The sequence below is a fragment of the Acinetobacter colistiniresistens genome (assembly GCF_024582815.1).
GTDB lineage: Bacteria > Pseudomonadota > Gammaproteobacteria > Pseudomonadales > Moraxellaceae > Acinetobacter.
In genome coordinates, this window is the sequence record NZ_CP102099.1 from 2,746,870 (window position 1) to 2,768,975 (window position 22,106).

17 protein-coding genes, 1 pseudogene and 1 other annotated feature are annotated in these 22,106 nt (G+C 42.2%); of the genes and pseudogenes, 6 read left to right on the forward strand and 12 right to left on the reverse strand.

Translation table 11 applies throughout. From position 1 onward, the window contains the following. Positions 1-65: 65 nt before the first annotated feature. Entirely contained in the window at positions 66-374 is a 309-nt protein-coding gene (locus NQU59_RS13165) for an HvfA family oxazolone/thioamide-modified RiPP metallophore (protein WP_043970702.1), read from the reverse strand. Between the two features lie 163 nt (positions 375-537). On the opposite strand from NQU59_RS13165, the gene NQU59_RS13170 reads away from it, so the two are divergent. The 3 genes from NQU59_RS13170 to NQU59_RS13180 all read left to right on the forward strand — a co-directional run bounded on the left by NQU59_RS13170 (position 538) and on the right by NQU59_RS13180 (position 3,362). Beyond that, on the forward strand, positions 538-1,152 hold the full coding sequence (locus NQU59_RS13170) for an HvfX family Cu-binding RiPP maturation protein (RefSeq protein ID WP_096911080.1): 615 nt from the start codon (positions 538-540) through the stop codon (positions 1,150-1,152). Positions 1,153-1,306: 154 nt separating this feature from the next. Beyond that, the gene (locus tag NQU59_RS13175) at positions 1,307-1,990 is read left to right on the forward strand and encodes a heavy metal response regulator transcription factor (protein WP_004653555.1); all 684 of its coding nucleotides are present in this window, start codon (positions 1,307-1,309) and stop codon (positions 1,988-1,990) included. Next, positions 1,980-3,362, forward strand: coding sequence for a heavy metal sensor histidine kinase (locus tag NQU59_RS13180; RefSeq protein WP_005241655.1), 1,383 nt, complete (start codon positions 1,980-1,982; stop codon positions 3,360-3,362). Before NQU59_RS13175 ends, NQU59_RS13180 begins: the two co-directional genes overlap by 11 nt. 40 nt (positions 3,363-3,402) lie before the next feature. Here NQU59_RS13180 and NQU59_RS13185 read toward each other — a convergent pair. Continuing rightward, a protein-coding gene (locus tag NQU59_RS13185) for an IS3 family transposase (RefSeq protein WP_107114716.1) occupies positions 3,403-4,622 on the reverse strand; the annotation gives its coding sequence in 2 pieces (ribosomal slippage) (positions 3,403-4,346 and positions 4,346-4,622; 1,221 coding nt in all). Then, positions 4,231-4,347: a sequence feature (AL1L pseudoknot), on the reverse strand. Its footprint overlaps the gene before it by 117 nt. A gap of 113 nt (positions 4,623-4,735) precedes the next feature. After that, positions 4,736-4,885 (reverse strand): hypothetical protein, encoded by a 150-nt coding sequence (locus NQU59_RS13190; RefSeq protein WP_005241657.1) that lies wholly within the window; start codon positions 4,883-4,885, stop codon positions 4,736-4,738. A gap of 364 nt (positions 4,886-5,249) precedes the next feature. Here NQU59_RS13190 and NQU59_RS13195 point away from each other — a divergent pair, with 364 nt between their 5' ends. From NQU59_RS13195 to cueR, 3 genes are all read left to right on the forward strand, one after another. Continuing rightward, positions 5,250-6,782 carry a flavin-containing monooxygenase gene (locus NQU59_RS13195; protein WP_257063754.1) on the forward strand — a complete coding sequence of 511 codons (1,533 nt, stop codon included), beginning with the start codon at positions 5,250-5,252 and terminating at the stop codon, positions 6,780-6,782. A 182-nt stretch (positions 6,783-6,964) separates the two neighbouring features. Continuing rightward, complete coding sequence (locus tag NQU59_RS13200) at positions 6,965-9,451, forward strand: heavy metal translocating P-type ATPase (RefSeq protein WP_257063755.1); 2,487 nt, start codon at positions 6,965-6,967, stop codon at positions 9,449-9,451. A gap of 11 nt (positions 9,452-9,462) precedes the next feature. Continuing rightward, positions 9,463-9,921 carry a Cu(I)-responsive transcriptional regulator gene (gene cueR / locus NQU59_RS13205; protein ID WP_005241660.1) on the forward strand — a complete coding sequence of 153 codons (459 nt, stop codon included), beginning with the start codon at positions 9,463-9,465 and terminating at the stop codon, positions 9,919-9,921. 91 nt (positions 9,922-10,012) lie between these two features. Here cueR and NQU59_RS13210 read toward each other — a convergent pair whose 3' ends face one another. The 9 genes and pseudogenes from NQU59_RS13210 to NQU59_RS13250 form a co-directional block, all read right to left on the reverse strand. Next, complete coding sequence (locus tag NQU59_RS13210) at positions 10,013-10,201, reverse strand: heavy-metal-associated domain-containing protein (protein WP_043970688.1); 189 nt, start codon at positions 10,199-10,201, stop codon at positions 10,013-10,015. Positions 10,202-10,364: 163 nt separating this feature from the next. Continuing rightward, positions 10,365-12,569, reverse strand: coding sequence for an OsmC domain/YcaO domain-containing protein (locus tag NQU59_RS13215; protein WP_005241662.1), 2,205 nt, complete (start codon positions 12,567-12,569; stop codon positions 10,365-10,367). Positions 12,570-12,827: 258 nt separating this feature from the next. Next, positions 12,828-13,700 carry a LysR family transcriptional regulator gene (locus NQU59_RS13220; RefSeq protein ID WP_257063757.1) on the reverse strand — a complete coding sequence of 291 codons (873 nt, stop codon included), beginning with the start codon at positions 13,698-13,700 and terminating at the stop codon, positions 12,828-12,830. Further along, positions 13,672-13,986: pseudogene (locus tag NQU59_RS13225) on the reverse strand (AraC family transcriptional regulator); the annotation flags it as partial. The gene NQU59_RS13220 and the pseudogene NQU59_RS13225, both read right to left, overlap by 29 nt. A gap of 147 nt (positions 13,987-14,133) precedes the next feature. Further along, positions 14,134-14,838, reverse strand: coding sequence for a GntR family transcriptional regulator (locus tag NQU59_RS13230; protein WP_257063758.1), 705 nt, complete (start codon positions 14,836-14,838; stop codon positions 14,134-14,136). A 6-nt stretch (positions 14,839-14,844) separates the two neighbouring features. Beyond that, on the reverse strand, positions 14,845-18,450 hold the full coding sequence (gene uca, locus NQU59_RS13235) for an urea carboxylase (protein ID WP_257063759.1): 3,606 nt from the start codon (positions 18,448-18,450) through the stop codon (positions 14,845-14,847). Positions 18,451-18,468: 18 nt separating this feature from the next. Next, the gene (atzF, locus tag NQU59_RS13240) at positions 18,469-20,295 is read right to left on the reverse strand and encodes an allophanate hydrolase (RefSeq protein WP_257063760.1); all 1,827 of its coding nucleotides are present in this window, start codon (positions 20,293-20,295) and stop codon (positions 18,469-18,471) included. Between the two features lie 248 nt (positions 20,296-20,543). Then, positions 20,544-20,900: a winged helix-turn-helix domain-containing protein gene (locus NQU59_RS13245; RefSeq protein ID WP_043970628.1), complete on the reverse strand. Its 357-nt coding sequence runs from the start codon at positions 20,898-20,900 to the stop codon at positions 20,544-20,546. 58 nt (positions 20,901-20,958) lie between these two features. After that, entirely contained in the window at positions 20,959-22,068 is a 1,110-nt protein-coding gene (locus NQU59_RS13250; RefSeq protein ID WP_026040171.1) for an S-(hydroxymethyl)glutathione dehydrogenase/class III alcohol dehydrogenase, read from the reverse strand. Between the last annotated feature and the right edge of the window lie 38 nt (positions 22,069-22,106).

Here is a 22,106-nt window from a genome sequence, read left to right on the forward strand (position 1 = left end):
TAGACTCCTATGATCGAATGATGTCGATCTAAAGCTTAGACCGACATCATTCATGATTGAATGGTTTATTTTGCGCCGCACTTGCCGTCTGCAACTTTTTTATCCGCACCGCATTTTGCATCCGCTGCTTTTTTAGTTGCTCCACACTTTGCATCCGCTGCTTTTTTGGCCGCACCGCATTTCGCTTCAGCAGATTTTTGCTGATGTTTTGCTTTATTGGCACCACATTTCGCTTCACCACACTTTCCATCCGCGGCTTTGCTGGCATGTGTTTCTGTGGTTGTTGGTGTTGCTGCAACAGCGACATGGGTTACGCCAGCAACTGAAAGTGCCAATAATGCTGCAACTGAGGTCATTGAATTAAGTTTGCTCATTGTTCTATTCCTTTTAAGGTTATTTCTCGGTTTGTACACAGGTACATAAAGTTAGACGGTATAAATCCCAATTTATTACAGTGCAAATAAAAAAAAATTTATGTAAGAAACAGAATCCTCACCCGACTAATGATCATTCAATCCTATTCGGTGTGAAATTATCATGAAGAACTTTTTGTATGCTCTCGCTCAGTATTACCCAAAAATTTGCTCTGCATTCAAACATGCAGATGGCATCGCGGCACTTGCCTTACGTTTTTATTTAGTCCCAATCTTTTGGATGGCAGGTACAAATAAGCTAATGCACTTCCAAGATACAGCTGAATGGTTTGGCAATGCAGATTGGGGTTTAGGTTTACCCTTTCCTTTTCTTATGGCGGCATTGGCAACATCGACCGAGATCGCAGGTGCTGTGCTATTAGCACTCGGTTTATTCACCCGTTTGATTAGCATTCCCTTGATCGTTACCATGCTGGTTGCCATTGTCACAGTGCATCTGCCGAATGGCTGGCAAGCGATAGCTGATCCCAACGCCTCCTTTGCCAATGCTCAAGTCTTGGCCTCGGCTGAGAAATTGGAAAAGGCACGAGAAATTTTAGAAAACTATGGCAATTATGACTGGCTGACATCGAGTGGTTCATTTGTTATTTTGAATAATGGAATTGAGTTTGCCGTGACATATCTGATTATGCTGATAGCATTGATTGTTCTGGGCGGCGGTCGTTATTTCAGCTTAGATTTTTGGCTTAAACAAAAAAAGGCTAAGCACTTTTCCTAACATCAAATTGGAGATGCATAATGCTGTTATTTTTGAGAATGTTATATCGTTAATGTCGAGAAGCTGACAGCAATATTACAATTTTGTTATTTATAAAACTCATATTCTCTTTAACGCTAAAATGCAACCATAAAACTTTGAGCTTGATGAAAACATGCGAATACTTCTAGTTGAAGATGAACAAAAAACGGGGGACTATCTCCAAAAAGGCCTAACCGAAGCTGGTTATGTAACTGATTGGAGTCAGGACGGTATCTCAGGTTTACATCTGGCCGTGACAGAACAATATGACCTGATCATTTTGGATGTGATGCTGCCGAAACTGGATGGCTGGAAGATTCTCACGGAGATTCGCAAAGTAAATACCTTCCTCCCCGTGCTGTTTCTGACGGCCAAAGACCAAATTGAAGATCGAGTCAAAGGCCTGGAACTCGGTGCAGATGATTTCCTGATTAAACCCTTTGCCTTTGCTGAATTGCTCGCACGGATTAAAACTCTGTTGAAACGCGGTCAGATTAAAGAAGAACAAACTTTTTACGCAGTTGCAGACTTACATCTTGATTTGATTAAACGGCGTGTGGTGCGTTCTGGACAACGGATTGACCTGACCGCCAAAGAGTTTTCTTTATTGGAACTCTTTATGCGCCGCCAAGGTGAAGTATTACCCAAGTCACTGATTGCTGCACTGGTTTGGGATATCAATTTTGATAGCGATACCAATGTGGTTGAAGTTGCGATTCGACGCTTGAGAAATAAGATTGATACCGATTTTAGCCCCAAGCTGATTAGAAACATACGTGGTATGGGTTATGTCCTAGAGATTGAAGATGAGAAATAAATTATTTCGTTCCATCGCTTTTAGGATCAGCTTTATTTCAACCTTATTCACGACGTTGATCCTGATTGTCATGGGGATATTCGTTAATCAACATGTCGTCAATTATTTTTATCAACAAAACCAAAAAGAAATTGAAGGTAAAATTCAACTGATTGAAAACTTGTTCCAACAAAAACCCAGCAATTTTAAAGACAGTTTAGATGAGGCGCTGATTGGGCATGATAATCTGCTGATCCAGATCAAACTTGCCAATGGCCAAATTCTTTATAACAAAAAAAATATGCACGCTGACCTCAATCAATTGATTCAACAAAAGAATGGGCGTTGGATCAATTGGAAACATAATAATCAGAGCTATCAAGGCATTGTTGTCAATAAAACCATTCGTTATGACCAAAGTAGTCAAAACATGCAAATTATTGCTGCGATTGAAGTTACCGATAACTATTATTTCCTGCACTCGTTTAAACAGCAGTTGCTCATGGTTGGCCTACTCGGGGTGATTGGCCTGATGTTTTTAGGATGGTGGGCAACTTGGCAAGGGCTAGGCCCGATTCGAAAAATGGCAAAACTTTCAGAAAATATTTCTGCAAATAATCTTTCTAACCGCCTCGATCTGAGCAATGTGCCAATTGAACTAGCCCCACTGGCCACGGCATTTAATGACATGCTGAATCGTTTGGAAATCTCAGTTGACAAACTTTCTGCATTCTCAAGTGACTTGGCTCATGAAATTAGAACCCCAATCAATAATCTGATGATGCAAACCCAAGTTTCATTAACCAAGCCAAGAACGCTAGAACAATATCAAGATGTACTATTCTCAAATCTGGAAGAATATGAACATCTGGCCAAAATGATTTCAGATATGTTGTTTCTAGCAAAATCTGATCATAATCTGGCACTGAAAAACAAGAAAAATATCGATTTAGCGCAAGAAATGGAAGTTCTGTTTGAATATTTCGAAGCTTTTGCCTCGGAAAAGCAGATTCAATTCAAACTAACAGGTCAGGCATCGATTCAAGCTGAACCAGCCATGATTCGTAGAGCCTTCAATAATTTAATTTCCAATGCAATTAAATACGGTGAACCAGATTCAATCTTAGAAATCAAACTGAGCCAAGATGATCGACACTCGATGATTCAGATTAAAAATAAAGTATCTGCTGAAATGCAAGTGCTTAGCCCTTTACAGCTTTCACGCTTTTTTGACCGATTTTATCGGCTAGACTCATCCCGACACAAAGCGGAAGATGGCACCGGCTTAGGACTGGCAATCACCAAATCGATTATTGAAATTCACCATGCAACAATTGATGTCTTTATTGAAGAAGAAAATATTGTCTTTAGAATGGTTTTTAAAGTGGAATGACTGAACCGTACCGGGTTTGTCGGAGACTTTTTTATTTAAGTTAGGCCACCTGACCTAACGGGTTAATCTTATCATAGTACATTGCTTCAAACTCAAAAGGCGATACATAACCCAGTGCACTGTGTACACGCTTTTTATTGAACCAATCTACCCAGTTTAGTGTCGCAAGTTGTACATCTGCTAAACCTTGCCAATCTGCTTTTAAATATTCAATCACCTCTGTTTTGTATAAGCCATTCACCGTTTCAGCCAGAGCATTATCGTATGAATCACCTGTCGTACCGACTGATGCTCGTAAATTTGCAGCATCTAAACGATTGGTATAGCGAATAGAAAGATATTGAACACCTCTATCGGAATGATGAATCACATTCTTTGGCATGCCTCGATCGTGCAATGCTTGCTCCAATGCATCGAGCACCATATCTGTATTCATCCGTGTAGATACTTTCCATCCAACAATTGCTCGTGAGAACACATCAATAATAAAGGCGGTATAGACCCAGCCTGAATGTGTTTGAATATACGTAAAGTCACTGACCCATAATTGGTCAGGTCGATCAGCACTAAAATTCCGTTTCACTAAATCATCTGCTCGTTTTTGATCATCTCGGCTACGGGTGGTTTGTTTATTCTTACCACGCCAAACACCTTGTATACCTAGCTTTTGCATCAATCGAGCAACTGTACAACGTGCAATAACATAACCCTCACGTTTCAATTTTTGCCAAACTTTACGTACACCATATCGACCTGAACTTTCTTTCCAAATACGTTTGATTTGCTCTGCATGATGTAAATCATGCAGAGCACGTTTCGCTCGATGTTCTGGGTTATCAACGAAATCTAAAGCCCGATAATAGGTCGAAGCTGCAATCGGTAAAATTCTACAAATCGCTTCAACACCATATAACGCCTTATTGTTATGGATAAAATCCACCATTATTTGTGTGGGCGGTCGAGCTCCGCCTGGGCGAAAAAAGCGGCTGCTTTACGTAGAATTTCATTGGCACGTTTTAATTCTTTAATTTCACGTTCCATTTGCTTCATTTTTTCTTGGTCAGATACCTGTTGTACTTTGGCGGGATTTTGTTGATCTAAGTATTTTTGATACCAAACACGAAGTGTTTCAGGAGTACAGCCAATTTTAGGAGCAATTGCGGAAACTGCTGCCCAATTCGATGGATAATCTTTTTCAGATTCAATTAGTAATTGAACCGCTCTTTCTCTAATTTCGGGGGTATAGTTTGGTTTTTTCATCGGAATAGTCTCTCAGAATATTGAGTCTCCGACAAACCCGGTACGGTTCAGACTGAAAGATATAAAGGATCATAAAACTTGGGGGAAGCTTATGATCCTTACAAAATCAAATCTTATCTTGCCTGGTTTTGACCATTGCTACCTTGTACAGTTGTATTGCGTTCTTGGTTTTTCTCCAGGAACATTAATCCACCATCTGCATAGCTTAAGCTTGCTGTTGTTGCAAATGATAGGATAAAGATGAGTTTAACCAATGCTTTCATTTCTATTCACCTATTCTCTCTTAACTTCTTATAAGATAGAACAGGCAGCCCAACAGCAGCATGACCTGAAAATGACAATTTTGTCATTTCAATAGAAGCTTGACAGTACAGTTGATCTATCAAATATAAAGATCTCTCGATTCGATCTTATGGTTGATCTAGAGCTGTTCATAAATGCGTGACAGCTTGACCTACATATCAAACCACGTTCCATCAGACTACTGCTTCATATATCCATAAATACTTCAATCAGATACGCTCAGTGGCCTCTAATCACAATATTTTGGCCTCATCCATCCTCTAAATCAATCTATGAAACGATTATTCTGCAAACAACACATGATACTTTTAACTTGAGTGCATTATGTCTAAACAACAATTCTCTTCAAATAACAATATTCGTATCGCCATTATCGGAACTGGATTTGGTGGCTTAGGTTTGGCGATTCAGCTTAAACGTGCTGGTTTTGAACAGTTCACCCTATTTGAAAAAGCCAGTGATGTCGGTGGCGTGTGGCGGGACAATACCTATCCGGGAGCGGCTTGTGATGTACCCTCGCATCTCTATTCATTTTCATTTGAACAAGATCTGGGATGGAAAAACCGCTATGGCTCATCACAGGAAATCCATCAATATTTGAAGCATTGCACAGAGAAATATCAGCTGTATCCGCATATCCAGTTTAATACTGAAATTGCCAGTGCTGACTTTGATGCAGCACAAGGTGTTTGGCAAATCCAGAGTGTAACGGGTGAAAAATTCGAGGCCGAATTTCTGATTGCAGCGGTCGGTCAACTCAATCGACCTGCCTACCCAAAGATTCCAGGACTAGACACCTTCCAAGGCAAGACTTTTCATTCAGCGCGTTGGGATCATGACTATGATTTAAATAATAAACGTGTGGCTGTGATTGGTACTGGTGCCAGTGCGATTCAGTTTGTGCCTGAGATCGCTAAACAAGTCGCCCACTTAGACATCTATCAGCGTTCTGCACCTTATGTCATTCCCAAGCCAGACCGTATTTATTCAGACTTGGAACGTAAGGCTTTTCAAAAGCTGCCTGTTTTACAAAGTCTGGATCGTATCTTTCAATACAGCTATAACGAGATTCGTCTGAAAAGCTTTACCGCAACGCTGAATGAAATTCCTTTAGCAGAATATATTTTTCAGCGTCACATTCGTGAAGAAATTAAAGATCCCCATTTCCGCCACCGACTCATGCCCGACTACCCAATTGGCTGTAAACGTATTCTGATTTCTAATCATTGGTATCGTAGCTTGGTTCGTCCCAATGTAGAGGTGATCAACAATGCAATTCAAGAAGTGACTGAAACGGCTATTATCGATAAAGATGGGAAAGCACGTGAAGTCGATGCCATTATTTATGGAACAGGCTTTGCTGCAACCGACTTTATGGCACCGATGCAAATTACTGGACTCAATGGCAAGATACTTAGACAACAATGGGCCGATGGTGCAGAAGCGTATTTAGGCTTAACTGTGAGCGGTTTCCCTAATTTCTTCATGCTGTATGGCCCAAATACCAATTTGGGGCATAACTCAATCGTGTATATGATCGAAAGTCAGGTGAACTATATTTTGGATGCAATTCGAATCCATATCCAAAACAATTTATCCTTCACCAACCTAAAAGCTGAAATCCAGACCCAGTTTAATCAGGAAATCCAAGAAAGAATGAAATCAACCATGTGGTCACAAGGTTGTAACAGTTGGTACCAAACCGCGACAGGAAAAAATACCAATAACTGGCCAGGATTTACTTTTGAATATCGTCAACGTACCCGTCATTTTGATCTGGAAAACTATATCCAAGTACCAAAATCAGTATTGGTAAAAGAACAGATGGAAAATCCAGTCAAACAAATAGCCGTCTAAGCCTCTTCATTCAGTTACACAAAATTTGGATAGTCCTTTGTTTGAATACGATAAAGGACTATCCATACAGGGGCTTTAGCTCTGTTTGCATACAATCCTAAAAGTTGATTAATCCGCTTGACCTTCCCATAATGTCAAGGTCTATGCTGAAAGCAATCGGATTATCTCTATAGGTCTATCTTATGGAAATGCAAACAAATACAATCGCTCAAGACATGAAAGTCACCCTTCAAGTAGAAGGCATGACCTGTGCCAGTTGTGTCGGTCGAGTTGAAACAGCACTTAAAAAGGTCGATGGCGTTGCATCTGCTTCGGTGAATCTGGCAACTGAACGTGCCGATATTACTTTGGCAAAACCTGTTGATCGTCAGGAATTGATTAAAGCGATTGAGCAAACAGGTTATGACGTCCCTGCCAATAAGGTGGAATTGGCAATTGAAGGCATGACTTGTGCCTCATGTGTCAGTCGTGTCGAAAAAGCCCTAACTGCTGTTGCAGGCGTACAAAGTGCCAATGTTAATCTTGCAACTGAACGTGCAACCGTGAGCGGTAATGCCAGCATCGATAGTCTCATCGCAGCAATTGATAAAGCAGGTTACGATGCTAAAGAAATACAGGCCTCTATTCCAGATCAAACTGAACAACTCGAAAAAAAAGATCAAGAACGAGCTGAGCTTAAACGTGACTTGATTATTGCGACAGTTCTCGCCTTGCCTGTGTTTATCTTGGAAATGGGTTCTCATCTGATTCCCGGTGTTCATCAACTGATTGAACAAACCATTGGCATGCAAAATAGTTGGTATCTCCAATTCGTTTTAACCAGCTTGGTCCTGATTATTCCGGGGCGCCGTTTTTATCTCAAAGGTCTTCCCGCCTTATTCCGTTTAGCACCTGATATGAACTCTTTGGTTGCTGTCGGTACACTCGCTGCCTATTTATTTTCATTGGTTGCAACGTTTACACCGAAGCTACTCCCTGCTGGAACGGTCAATGTTTATTACGAAGCCGCCGCTGTGATTATTGCTTTAATCCTGCTTGGTCGTTTTCTTGAGGCCAAGGCCAAAGGACGGACATCTGAGGCGATTCAGCGCTTAGTTAGCTTACAGGCAAAAGTGGCCCATGTTTCACGTGATAACCATGTCATTGATATCCCAATTGATCAAGTCGTCTCTGGTGATTTTGTTATTGTCAAACCTGGTGAACGAATCCCTGTTGATGGTGAGGTGATTGAAGGACAAAGTTTTGTCGATGAATCGATGATTACCGGTGAACCAATCCCTGTTGAGAAAAATCTCGGCAGTCAGGTCGTTGGTGGCACCATTAACCAGAATGGTACTTTGAGTTTTAAAGCTGTCGCTGTCGGTGGTGACACCATGCTGGCGCAGATCATTCGTCTGGTCGAGCAAGCACAAGGCGCTAAAATGCCGATTCAAGCCGTAGTCGATAAAGTGACCTTATGGTTTGTACCTGCGGTGATGATTGCTGCGCTGCTCACCTTCCTTGTCTGGCTAATTTTCGGCCCTTCTCCTGCTTTAACCTTTGCACTAGTGAATGCGGTGGCCGTGCTGATTATTGCCTGTCCCTGTGCCATGGGCTTGGCAACACCAACCTCAATCATGGTCGGTACTGGACGGGCTGCAGAACTTGGCATCCTGTTCCGTAAAGGTGAAGCATTACAGTTATTAAAAGATGCCCGAGTGGTTGCGGTGGATAAGACGGGTACCTTGACTGAAGGTCATCCAGTACTGACTGATTTTGAAGTGACATCTACCTTTGATCGGAATAACGTCCTCAGTCTGGTTGCAGCAGTTGAAGTACTTTCTGAACATCCCATTGCCAAAGCCATTGTCGATGCGGCAAAAAATGAAGGTTTAGATTTGCCAAAGGTTGATCGCTTTGATTCAGTCACAGGTATGGGTGTCAATGCCACTGTGAATGAAAACCAGAACATTTACATTGGTGCAGACCGTTATATGACTGAACTTGGTCTGGATATCACGCCATTTTCCCATACAGCACAACGTTTGGGCGATGAAGGTAAATCTCCACTGTATGTGGCGATTGATGGTGCTTTGGCAGGGATTATTGCAGTTGCAGATCCAATTAAAGACACCACCCCTGCTGCCATTCAAGCATTGCATCAACTGGGTCTAAAAGTAGCCATGATTACGGGGGACAATGCGCGTACCGCACATGCGATTGCCAAACAACTCGGGATTGATGAAGTAATTGCCGAAGTTCTACCTGAGGGTAAAGTCAATGCCGTGCAGGAATTGAAAGTAAAATATGGCAATATTGCCTTTGTCGGTGATGGTATTAATGATGCACCAGCATTGGCTCAGGCCGATGTCGGCCTTGCGATTGGAACAGGTACGGATGTTGCGATTGAATCTGCGGATGTCGTACTGATGTCTGGGAACTTGCAAGGCGTTGCCAATGCAATTGCACTGTCTAAAGCAACCATCGGCAATATTCATCAAAACTTGTTCTGGGCCTTCGCTTATAACACGTTATTGATCCCTGTGGCTGCGGGTGTACTGTACCCTGCTTATGGCATCCTGATGTCTCCGATTTTTGCCGCAGCTGCGATGGCGCTTTCAAGTGTATTTGTACTTGGAAATGCACTGCGTTTACGCCGTTTCCAACCACCGTCTGTGCACAACGTGTAATGGAGGATATGATGAATATTGGTAAAGTCTCTCAAGCTTCAGGCGTAACCAGCAAAATGATCCGCTATTATGAACAGATTGGTTTAATTCCAGCAGCGGGACGTAGCAATGCAGGCTATCGCTCTTATTCAGATAATGATGTGGAACGTTTGAAATTTATCAAACGCAGCCGTGAATTGGGCTTTTCGGTCACAGAAATTACCGATTTGCTTGACTTATGGAGTAACAGCAATCGCCATAGTGCTGATGTAAAACATTTGGCTCAATCACATATCCAAAAACTGGAACAGCGTATCCAAGATTTACAGCAAATGGTGCAAACATTGCAAACTTTAGTGGATTGTTGTGCTGGCGACCATCGACCTGATTGTCCAATTCTTGAAGGGCTTAAAGAGCCTTTGAATGAAAGTAGAGATATTCACTCTCACAATGATCTGCTTTCAATTTCACCCTTGGCAGGGAAAAAATAGAATCAGCAAAGGCTATAGCAATATAGCCTTTGTTTTTGAAATATTTCCAAATAAAAAAGCGGCTGATCGCCGCTTTTTTAACACTATATGCTTAACGTGGTGGGAAACCCGCTTCTGATAATGCATCAGCAACTTGCTGCTGCGTTGCCGTGGTTTCGACTTTCACACTACGATTCGGGGGATCAGTAATCACTTTTGCATTTGCATCTACGGCCTGAATAGCGCGCGTTACACCACGTGCACAACCACCACAAGTCATATTTTCAACATGAAATTCCATCGCAAAACTCCATTCAGTTTTTAAGAAGATGAATAGACTATAAACCTTGCTATTATGGCAAGGTCAAGTGTTTAAAGTGGCACATGTATAAAAAAACTGAGTCTGCATTCAATAAAAAAGTGCATGATCAACATGCACTTTCTCAACGTGTTTTAACCCAGTTTTAAACAGCTAAACCAACAGCTTTGGCACGTGCTTGATGTAGCTTTTTATAACTATCGATCAGACGTAAATGACGATCCAATCCTTCCAGTTTCATACTGGTTGGGGTTAAGCCATAAAAACGAACTGTCCCCTCAACTGAACCGACCACCGCATCCATACGTTCATTACCGAACATACGACGGAAATTAAACTCGTAATCTTCCAATTCCATTTCATCATCAAGCATAACTTCCAATACCACATTCATGCATTGATAGAACAAGCCACGCTCAACTGTATTGGTGTTGTATTGCAAGAAGGTTTCTACCAATTCCTTGGCTTCTTCAAACTGCTGCAATGCCACATAAATCAGCAGCTTTAGCTCAAGCAAGGTTAACTGCCCCCAAACGGTATTATCATCAAACTCAATACCGATTAAGGTAGTGATTTCAGTATAATCATCCAGTTCGCATTCTTCCAAACGCTCGACTAATGCTTCCAGTTGCGCTTCATCTAAACGATGCAGATTGAGAATATCTTCGCGGAACAGCAAGGCTTTATTGGTATTGTCCCAAATCAAGTCTTCAACCAGATAAATTTCAGAATAATCTGGAACAAGAATACGGCAGGCAGTTGCACCTAAGTGCTCATACACAGCCATGTAAACTTCTTTACCCATTTCTTCAAGGATGCCAAATAACTCTGCTGCTTCTTCTGCATTTGAGTTTTCACCTTCATTGGTGAAATCCCATTCAACAAAGTCATAATCCGATTTGGCACTGAAGAAACGCCAAGACACTAAACCACTTGAATCGATAAAGTGTTCCACAAAGTTGTTTGGTTCAGTGACTGCATTGCTTTGGAAGGTCGGTTGTGGCAAATCGTTTAAACCTTCAAAACTGCGACCTTGCAGTAATTCAGTCAAACTCCGTTCTAATGCCACTTCAAGACTAGGATGTGCACCAAATGAGGCAAATACACCACCTGTACGTGGGTTCATTAAGGTCACACACATCACAGGGAATTGACCACCTAATGAAGCGTCTTTAACCAGCACAGGGAAACCCTGTTCCTCTAACCCTTGGATACCTGCAACAATGCTTGGGTATTTTGCCAGTACCTCTTGTGGTACGTCTGGTAATGCAATTTCACCTTCTAAAATTTCACGCTTAACCGCACGTTCAAAAATTTCAGATAAACATTGAACCTGAGCTTCAGCCAAGGTATTGCCTGCACTCATCCCGTTACTGAGATAGAGGTTTTCAATTAGATTCGATGGGAAATAGACGATTTCATCATCTGATTGGCGTACAAATGGCAATGAACAAATACCACGTTCCGTATTACCTGAGTTAGTATCGTATAAATGTGTACCCAGTAATTCATCATCAGGGTTATAAATTTCTAGACAATATTCATCAAGAATTTCTTTGGGTAATTCGCCATTTGGACCCGGTTTAAACCACTTTTCATCTGGATAATGCACAAACTCTGCATTGGCAATCTCCTCACCCCAAAATTGGTCGTTATAGAAGAAATTACAGTTTAAACGTTCAATGAATTCACCCAAAGCCGATGCTAAAGCACTTTCTTTGGTTGAGCCTTTACCGTTGGTAAAACACATTGGCGATTGCGCATCGCGGATATGCAATGACCACACATTCGGTACGATATTGCGCCAAGATGCAATTTCAATCTTCATGCCTAAACCAGCCAAAATCTCGGACATATTGGCAATGGTTTGTTCTAGCGGTAGATCTTTACCCAGAATATAAGTGTTGTTTTCTGAAGTCAGACTCGGCATTAACAAGGCCTGAGCATCCGCATCAATACTTTCAACTTCTTCAATGACGAATTCAGGACCGGTTTGAATCACCTTCTTTACGGTACAGCGATCAATCGAACGTAAAATCCCTTGGCGGTCTTTTTCAGAAATGTCAGCAGGTAATTCAACCTGAATTTTAAAAATCTGTTTGTAGCGATTTTCAGGATCAACAATATTGTTCTGTGATAAACGAATGTTGTCGGTTGGAATATCACGCGCAGCACAATAGACTTTAACGAAGTAAGCTGCACATAACGCAGATGAAGCAAGGAAATAATCAAATGGGCCGGGTGCAGAACCATCGCCTTTATAGCGAATCGGCTGATCGGCGATTACCGTAAAGTCATCAAACTTCGCTTCTTGTCGAAGATTGTCGAGATAATTAACCTTGATTTCCATGCGTGCACCTAAATATTCTTACGTGTTGCAAGCACATAAGATTGAAAATATTGAACTATAAGCCGAATCGTGGATAAGCAATAGACTTAGAAAAGTGTGGCTAAGGTCATCTCGTCACGGTATCTAAACACTGACCTTAGTAATGATGGAAGCTATTATAGAAGTATTTTAGGCAATTGATAACTTTTGTCTGTTTTTCTAGCTTTTTTATGAACAATTAAGACGATGAGTGTCTGAAAAACCAGACGGTAACCATGTTCAAAGCTGTTTTGCCATTTCAATGAATGCTTGTGCAATCGGGGTTATTTGCTTATGGTTTTTGACAGCCAAAGCGATCGATCTTTTGATATTCGGCATGAGTGGACGTTTTACCACATTTGGATACAGTTGAAGAATATTCTGGTCTAGCGCCATGTCGGCAACAATGGAAACGCCTGCATTTTCATTGACCATATTCAAAATCGATAAAATTTGCGACAAGTTATATTTAATCTGTGGTGTCAGTTGCGCCGCCTTAAACAGTTCCATGACATGATTTTGACTTCCCGCCTGAGTCATCAAAAATGGATGCTCAACCAAATCCTCCAACCGTACTGAACTTTGCTGAGCTAGCGTTAGCTGAGCAGGAATTAAAGCTACAAAAATGTCTTCTAAAAGAGGATAGGTATCTAGGTGTTCTTCAGGTAAAACCACGAAACCAATATCCACTTTTCGTTCCTCAATCCATTGCATGACCTCCCGATCTGTACCCTCCATAATCAGTACTTCGACCTCAGGATATTTTTGGCGAAATGCTTTCAGAATCAATGGAATCAGTACATTGGAAGGTGATGCACCAAAGGACCCAATCCTCAAAGTACCTGTTTTTAGACCTTTAAGATCCATCACCTCTTGATGAATAATATGAGAAACATTCAAGATTTCATTTACATAAGGCAGCAAGCGTTGCCCTGCGGCTGTCAGCTCCACTTCATTGTTATTTCGATAGAATAGTTGAGTATCCCACTTTTTTTCCAATGCTTTCAGTGCATGTGAAATTGCTGACTGCGAAATATTAAGTTGCTGGGCGCTCAGGGTAAAATTTTTGAATTCTGCCAGTTTCGAGAATATTTCTAATTGAGTCAGGGTCATGATCCATCATTCGTGTTTCTGGACTGGCTACGGTGTCACAATCAAATGGCATAGAAACCGAAACAATTAAACATTCGCTTTGCTTGAATGAATAAGTTTCTGTACCAATATAGCCACGCTTTTGACCTTGCAAAACAAACACTAAGGTTGGTTCTTGTAATACTGCAATCGGTGGTGTGTTGTGATCGACACGCATCAAGGTTATGCCATCAATAGATGTGGCAAAAAAGCCTTCTTTATGTACCAGTTTTAGGAATAAATTGATCAGTGTCTGGTCATTCATCATATGTCATCTGATGATTGGAAATGTGATTTTTATTATTAAATAGCAAACAGATAAAAACTGTTAGTTTTATGCAGAATTAGGCATGGAAAAGAGAGTTTTAGCAAAGGTTTTATTACCTCTGTGAGTGCAAATCTAGATGATTCGAGCCTAATAAAACTGACTCGAATCCAGCATCTGTAAGGTAATTTTTTTCACTTCATCACGACTTTGCATAATATGCGCTTCAATTGCATTGATCGCGTGTTCAGTGTGTCGATCGAAAATAAAACCTAAGATTTTTTGATGTTCCTGATAAGTCGCCTCGACTCGATAATCTTTGGAGAAGTCCAAACGGCGGATAATACGAATGCGTTCACTCAAATCACGATGAATCCTCGCCATTTCATTATTGCCCGAAGCACGAACCAAGGCACAATGAAAGTCCTCATCTTGCTGAGACAACTGTTTGATATCTTTTAAATACTCAGACGGTTGCACCAACCATAATTCTTTTAAAACCGACAACTCAACCGAGTTATGATGATCGATTTGACAGAGTTTTCGAATTGAATCTTTTTCCAGAACGATACGGACATCATAGAGTTCTTCGTAGTAACGAAAGTTAAGCGGTCGAATCTGCCAACCGCTCCGAAAGCTCACATCAACATAACCTTCTTGTTGCAAGCGATACAAGGCTTGTCGGATGGGAGTACGACTCACCTCATAGGCTTTGGCAACTTCTGACTCAGTAAAACGTTCACCTGGCATCAATTTGAAATCAAAGATGTCATTCTTGATGCGTTGGTAAACCAGCTCAGACAAATTGTCTGAGCTTTTTGCTGTGTTTTTTATGTTGATGCTGGCTTCTTTCATTCAAGCTTATTCCATATATACCAATGGCTCACCACTATGTACGGTTTGACCTGCTCGGCAAATAATGGCTTTGACGATACCATCTTCCTCTGCATAAACTGGTAACTCCATTTTCATGGCTTCAATAATCGCAACAGTTTCCCCTTTCTTGATCTCTTGACCATGTTCCACAAAGATCTTCCAGATATTTCCTGTCATTGAGGCATTTAATGAAGAAAGATGACTGTAATCGACGTGATTGGCTTGCTCAACATGTTGTTCAGGTTGTGCAGCAAATTCCTCTTTCCAACGACTGACTTCACTACTAAACGCCTGTTGTTGCTTCTGTTTAAATGCAGCAATACTTTCCGCTTCATTCTCCAAAAACTGTACATAGTCAGCATAGTCAAACTCGGTTTCTTCAATCTGAATTTGAGCACGGCCATTTTCAAAATCTGCACGCCATTCATTCAATTCAGCTTCAGTCACAGGGAAGTATTTAATCTGGTCAAAGAATTGCAAGAACCATTGCTTATCACCAAATTGCTTGTTCTTTTTAAACTTGTTCCAGATCGGTAGCGTCCGTCCAATCAACTGATAACCACCGGGTGAATCCATGCCATAAATACACATGTACATCCCACCAATACCAACAGTACCTTCTGCAGTAAAGGTACGTGCAGGGTTGTATTTAGAACTGAGTAAACGATGACGTGGATCAATTGGTACCGCACATGGTGCCGTCAGATAAACATCGCCCAAACCAAGGACTAAATAGTTGGCATCAAAAATAATGTCTTTCACTTCATCACGATGTGCTAGGCCATTAATCCGTTGGATAAAATCAACATTGTTCGGTAACCACGGCGCTTTGGCACAGACACTTTCCTGATAACGCTCTACTGCGCCTAAAGTGGCACTATCCTCAAAAGTCATTGGTAAATGCACAATACGTGATGGAATTTTCAGTTGGCTTAAATCACCCATTTGCTCTTCAAGTTTCAGCAATTGCTGAATCAGCTCAGTTTGAGGAATCACCAGACCATCATATTTAATTTGTAATGAGCGGACCCCTGGTGACAGTTCCAAAACGCCTGCCAGATTGGCATTACGAATCATCTGAATCAGTTGGTGCACACGCAAACGTAGTGCTAAATCTAAAACGTTTTCACCATATTCTAATAAAATATAACTATCACCCGCTTGGCGATACACGGTTTTTGGCGAGAGCTCTGTTGGTTCACGTTGGGCTAAAATGGTGGTAAAAATATCTTGAGCAGGCTCAATGGTTTCAACAACTTTGGCAGCATCTGCAAAGTTTTGGATATTATCAATTTGTTCCCGTTCTAACGCATTGGCTTGTTCTGCCGTGATTGGATAAAAACGGATTTTATCATCGGCTTTCAGTTGGCCTACTTTCCACAGCTCAGCTTTCGCAATCGTGACTGGACAAACGAAACCGCCGAGACTTGGGCCATCTTTTGCCAAAATCACGGGGAAATCACCGGTAAAATTGATCGCACCAATTGCATATTCACAGTCATGCACATTGGATGGGTGTAGGCCTGCTTCACCGCCATTTTCTCGTGCCCAACTCGGTGTCGGACCTGATAGTCTGACCCCTAAACGGTTTGAGTTAAAGTGAACCGTCCACTCAGAGGCAAAGAACTCTTCCACATATTCAGGTTTAAAGAAATCAGGTGCACCGTGCGGCCCATACAGCACTGCGATTTCCCATTCATTGCTATATTCAGGGATGAGATCTTTGGAAAGCGCTTGTGGTGTATCGGTTGCCAGCGGCAATTCGGCACTGGCCAGTTCTGTATCAACCATTTTGATCATGTCACCAACACGTAAAGTCCGTCCTGCATGACCACCAAAATTGCCCAATGCAAAGGTTGAGCGGCTACCCAAATATAAGGGAACATCCAGCCCATCACGCACGGCCAAATAAGTCCGGCAGCCTGATGCCACTTGTCCAACTTTTAAGGTCTGACCGGCTTTGACTTTTATCGGCTGCCAAAACGCAATCCGTTGCTCATCTAACACTGCTGTACAGCTTGCGCCTGTAAGTGCAATCGTTGTATCGGCATGGAACTTTAAAGTTGGCCCGACCAAGGTAAATTCAAAGCCCGCTGCTTTTGCATCATTACCGACAATACGATTGGCCAGCTGGAAGGCATAATCATCCATTGGCCCTGAAGGTGGTACACCGATATCCCAATAACCAGTACGTCCTGGATAATCTTGAATTGAACTCAATGTTCCTGCTTGTACCACCTCAATCACTTTTGGTGAATAGTTGAAATCATCGAGCATCCGTGTCCAGATTTGCATAGACTCAAAACGTTGGTCTGAAACAATGGCTCGAGCATAATCCAAGTTGGTGCTGATACCATTTAAACGGGTTTCAGCCAAAACTACTTTTAATTTTTCAATTGCAGCAGCCCGATCTTCGGCATGTACAATAATCTTGGCAATCATAGGATCAAAATATTGTGATATTTCGGTCCCTGTTTTGACCCAAGTATCGACGCGAATACCTTCTGGAAAAGAAACTTCGGTCAGAATCCCCGGACTTGGTTGGAAGTTTTTAACGGGGTCTTCAGCATAGATACGGACTTCAATCGCAGCACCTTGCGGTTGGATATTGCTGAGATAGTCCCAATCCAAGGCATCGCCTGCCGCGACTTTGAGCATACACTCGATTAAGTCGAGACCTGTCACCATTTCCGTCACAGGATGCTCTACCTGTAAACGTGTATTCACTTCAAGGAAATAAAACTCATCGCGTTGCGCATCATAAATAAACTCAACCGTTCCTGCACTGCGATAATTGACAGAGCGCCCCAGTTCCACTGCGGCCTGATGTAACTTTTTACGGGTTGCTTCAGGTAAGTTCGCTGCAGGCGTTTCTTCAACCACTTTTTGGTTACGGCGTTGCAATGAACAATCCCGCTCACCCAATGCCACCACTTGACCTTGACCATCACCAAAAATCTGTACTTCGACATGGCGTGCTTTATCAATAAAGCATTCAATAAACACACCAGCATCTTTAAAGAACTGCTCACCTAGGCGTTTCACACTTTCATAAGCATCCGTGAGTGCTTGTGGAGTATCACAACGGGTGAGACCAATACCACCGCCTCCAGCAGTGCTTTTTAGCATGATTGGATAACCAATACGCTCAGCTGCACTCAATGCTTCTTCTAAACTATCCAGTAAGCCTGTACCGGGTGTCATTGGAACATGAGCTGCTGCGGCAAGTTCACGTGCACGGTGTTTTAAACCAAATTCCAGAATCTGCTCTGCGGTTGGCCCCATAAAGGCAATATTGTTTTCTTCACAGGCACGAGAGAAATCTGCACTCTCAGACAGGAAACCATAGCCCGGAAAAATCGCTTCAGCCCCAGTTTGTTTAGCAGCTTGAATGAGTTTTTCGATACTCAAATACGTATCAGCAGGCTTTAATCCATCCAGTGCAATTGCAACATCTGCATCCTGCACATGTTGAGCATAACGGTCACTCTCCGAATAGACCGCGACACTAGTGATACCTAATTTTTTTAGTGTTCGAATTGCACGGACAGCAATTTCACCACGGTTTGCAATAAGTACAGTCTTAAACATGATGATTCCCCTCAAAAATTAGTTGGCTGCATTGGCTGATTGACTGTTGCGATGCTGGATATAAGCTCTCCAACCGCCAAAATGGCTGATATTCTCTGCATCACCTAAGCCATACGGCTCACAAATAAAGCCTTTGACCCAGCGACCATCTTCCAGTTCAACATTACCCATGCCCAACGGCGTTGGGATTTCTGCCACAAACTCGCCAAAGCGCGCTGTAGGTACATCCCACAATTCGACAATGATGTTTTGCCCCTCTTGCTGACGCGCCAAGCCTGGTTTTGGGGGAACAGTGCCATTTAAGGCATATAGGGCATAATCCTGAGAGGTTTTAGTGGTTTCGACATGTACTGCACCACGTGTGGTGAGCTGAAAATTCAATGGCATGCCGGTCAAATGTGCACCGACAACCGCGACTCGGATATGATGAGGTGATACCAAAGTTGGTGCACTGATCGATGATGTTTTATCTAAAGCACCGAGTTTCAGGGCCAAGTAGTTTTGCCAAGCTTTACCAAAATGTACCAAGGCTGCATCATGCCAAGCAGGTGCAATCAAAGTGATACCAAATGGTAAATTGTCTGCTCTAAAGCCAGCGGGTAATGCCAATGCGCTTAAATCGGCGAGATTGGTGAAATTGGTATACGTGCCGAAATGTGCGTTATATTCAATCGGATGCTGCTGTATTTGTTCAATGGTATAAATCGTTGGCGAAGTTGGCACAATCAACGCATCAAATTCAGCCAAACTGTCCTGAATCTTTCGAGCCAAATCCAATCTTAAATATTCAGCATTGTAGGCATCGACTGCAGAATATTTTTCACCCTGCCGTACAATTTCCAGTACCGTCGGATCAAAATCATCAGCATTGCTTGTGAGTAAATCTTTGACCGCAGCAGTACGTTCAGCGACCCAAGAGCCTTGATAAAGCTGTGCCGCCAATTGTTGAAAAGCTGAAAAATCAATTGGAGTAATTTCAGCATTTAAACTTTCCAGTAATTGGATGGTCTGTAAAAAAGCTTTTTCTGCCTGTACATCACCAAAGAAGTTCAATTGATCTGGAATTGCAAACTTCAACTGACTTGAAAAGCGTGCCGGTACATTCTTAGGATGCTGACGTGAATAACTATCTAAAGGATCATAGACTTCGGCTTGGGCGGCAACTAATTCAGCATCTGCAACAGTTAAGGCAAAGATTGAAATACAATCGATACTTTTTACTGCGGGTAATAGGCCGCGATTGGAAAAACGACCTTTGGTCGGCTTTAAACCCACAATATTATTGAAGGCTGCAGGTACACGGCCTGATCCTGCAGTATCTGTACCCAGTGAAAATGGAACTAAACCACGTGCGACCACACTGGCTGAGCCCGAGCTTGACCCCCCACTGACATATTCAGGTTTGAAACTATTCGGTACTGCTCCAAAGGGTGAACGTGTTCCAACCAATCCTGTTGCAAATTGATCAAGGTTAGTTTTACCAATGACTATCGCACCCGCTTGTTTGAGTAGACGTACTGTTTCGGCATCTTGGGTGGCAACTGTAGTGAGTGCCTTACAAGCTGCTGTGGTGACAAAACCAGCCACATCAATATTGTCTTTAACGGCAAATGGTATACCGTAAAGCGGAAATTGTTTTTGCAGGTTATCCGTATCTTGGGTTCGTTGCGTTAAGGATTGGATTTGTTGTTGCAACAAATCGCTGCTTGCAACAGAAATCCAAGCAACATCATTAGGATCAATCGCTGCAACCAGTTCTTTTAAAATATCCAGCTGGATCTCTTGTTTTGAATACGCCGTTTGCCATTCAGAAATTGTCCAGCCTAAAGTTTTTAGTTCGCTCACTTTATGAATCCTATCTTGTATACAAGTTTGCATAGATAGAAGCAGAAAGTGTGCCAGTTTTATTTTTTATAAAATAATCAGAGACTTAATCGTTTAATTGGATTATTGATAACTTACATGGCTCAACACGGGTGACAAAACACGTACCACAATAATGCCTATGCCTTATAGGTCAGCACATTTTCCAGAAGTAAAATTGAGAGCAATAAATTGGGGGAGTTTCATTGAAGCTAATTATTTTTATAAAATTATTTATTTACTTTCAAATAATTAGATAATTCTTCGAACTCAGTCGCTACTGCCTGAATCGCTTGCTGTTCCATCGCTCTAAATTTTTTGAGCACGACTTGCCCCAATTCGGTCACCACTGCACCACCACCATGCGTTCCGCCTGTTTGGGTGTCGACTAGATTGGAATGAAAGCATTGATTCATGGTATCCACCAGTTGCCATGCACGGCGGTAACTCATATCCATGGATTTTGCGGCTTGAGAAATTGATCCTGTACGCTGAATTGCATCCAATAACTCTGCCTTACCCGGGCCAAAGGCAATCTGTTCATCAGATAGAATACGAACATGCAGTTTTAAGCGTGGTTTTGACATCAAGATCTACTCAAGATTTGATGATGTATCGCACACCATCAAATCTTATCTTTAAAATTTAGAAATGAATTACGGTACGAATCGACTTGCCTTCATGCATCAAGTCAAAGGCATCATTAATATCGTCCAACGGCATGGTATGTGTTACGAATGGTTCAAGTTGGATCTCACCCTTCATTGCGTCTTCTACCATTTTGGGTAATTGGCTACGACCCTTTACCCCACCAAAAGCAGTTCCCATCCATTTACGTCCTGTCACCAACTGGAATGGACGCGTTGAGATTTCCTGACCTGCACCAGCAACGCCAATAATCACAGATTGTCCCCAACCACGGTGTGCACATTCCAATGCAGAACGCATCACATTGGTATTGCCGATACATTCAAAAGAATGGTCAACCCCCCAACCCGTCATTTCAACAATTACTTGTTGAATCGGCTGCTCATACTCTTTTGGATTGAGGAAATCAGTGGCACCGAACTGTTTTGCCAACTCAAATTTATCTGGATTGGTATCCACTACGATAATACGTCCTGCTTTGGCTTGACGAGCGCCTTGTACCACAGCAAGGCCGATACCGCCTAAACCAAAGACAGCGACGCTATCGCCTTCCTGTACTTTCGCCGTATTATGTACTGCACCGATACCTGTAGTCACACCACAACCCAATAAACAGACTTGTTCATGATTGGCTTCAGGATTGATTTTTGCCAAAGAGACTTCTGCAACCACAGTATATTCACTAAAAGTTGAACAGCCCATATAGTGATAAATCGGTTGGCCATTATAAGAGAAACGCGTTGTACCGTCTGGCATCACACCTTTACCTTGAGTGGCACGAACCGCAACACAGAGATTGGTTTTACCCGATTTACAGAATAGGCATTCCTTACACTCAGCGGTATACAACGGAATGACATGGTCACCAACCGCAACACTGGTCACACCTTCACCGACCTGAACCACCACCCCAGCGCCTTCATGCCCCAATACTGCAGGAAAAACACCTTCAGGATCATCACCAGATAACGTAAAGGCATCGGTATGACACACACCTGTATGAGTAATTTTAATCAGAACTTCACCTGCTTTCGGTGCTTCAACATCAAGTTCTACAATTTGTAATGGTTCGCCTGCGGCAAAAGCCACGGCTGCACGGGATTTAATCACAATGATACTCCTTAGGGTCGGTTGATATTTCAGTT

What these genes read in the sequence shown, in the direction of transcription:
- NQU59_RS13175 (WP_004653555.1), top strand. Translation starts at nt 1,307, where the DNA reads ATGCGAATACTTCTAGTTGAAGATGAACAAAAAACGGGGGACTATCTC.
- NQU59_RS13215 (WP_005241662.1), bottom strand. Translation starts at nt 12,569, where the DNA reads ATGGAAATCAAGGTTAATTATCTCGACAATCTTCGACAAGAAGCGAAG.
- NQU59_RS13165 (WP_043970702.1), bottom strand. Translation starts at nt 374, where the DNA reads ATGAGCAAACTTAATTCAATGACCTCAGTTGCAGCATTATTGGCACTT.
- NQU59_RS13230 (WP_257063758.1), bottom strand. Translation starts at nt 14,838, where the DNA reads ATGAAAGAAGCCAGCATCAACATAAAAAACACAGCAAAAAGCTCAGAC.
- NQU59_RS13220 (WP_257063757.1), bottom strand. Translation starts at nt 13,700, where the DNA reads ATGACCCTGACTCAATTAGAAATATTCTCGAAACTGGCAGAATTCAAA.
- NQU59_RS13210 (WP_043970688.1), bottom strand. Translation starts at nt 10,201, where the DNA reads ATGGAATTTCATGTTGAAAATATGACTTGTGGTGGTTGTGCACGTGGT.
- uca (WP_257063759.1), bottom strand. Translation starts at nt 18,450, where the DNA reads ATGTTTAAGACTGTACTTATTGCAAACCGTGGTGAAATTGCTGTCCGT.
- cueR (WP_005241660.1), top strand. Translation starts at nt 9,463, where the DNA reads ATGAATATTGGTAAAGTCTCTCAAGCTTCAGGCGTAACCAGCAAAATG.
- NQU59_RS13190 (WP_005241657.1), bottom strand. Translation starts at nt 4,885, where the DNA reads ATGAAAGCATTGGTTAAACTCATCTTTATCCTATCATTTGCAACAACA.
- NQU59_RS13245 (WP_043970628.1), bottom strand. Translation starts at nt 20,900, where the DNA reads ATGTCAAAACCACGCTTAAAACTGCATGTTCGTATTCTATCTGATGAA.
- NQU59_RS13170 (WP_096911080.1), top strand. Translation starts at nt 538, where the DNA reads ATGAAGAACTTTTTGTATGCTCTCGCTCAGTATTACCCAAAAATTTGC.
- NQU59_RS13180 (WP_005241655.1), top strand. Translation starts at nt 1,980, where the DNA reads ATGAGAAATAAATTATTTCGTTCCATCGCTTTTAGGATCAGCTTTATT.
- NQU59_RS13200 (WP_257063755.1), top strand. Translation starts at nt 6,965, where the DNA reads ATGGAAATGCAAACAAATACAATCGCTCAAGACATGAAAGTCACCCTT.
- NQU59_RS13195 (WP_257063754.1), top strand. Translation starts at nt 5,250, where the DNA reads ATGTCTAAACAACAATTCTCTTCAAATAACAATATTCGTATCGCCATT.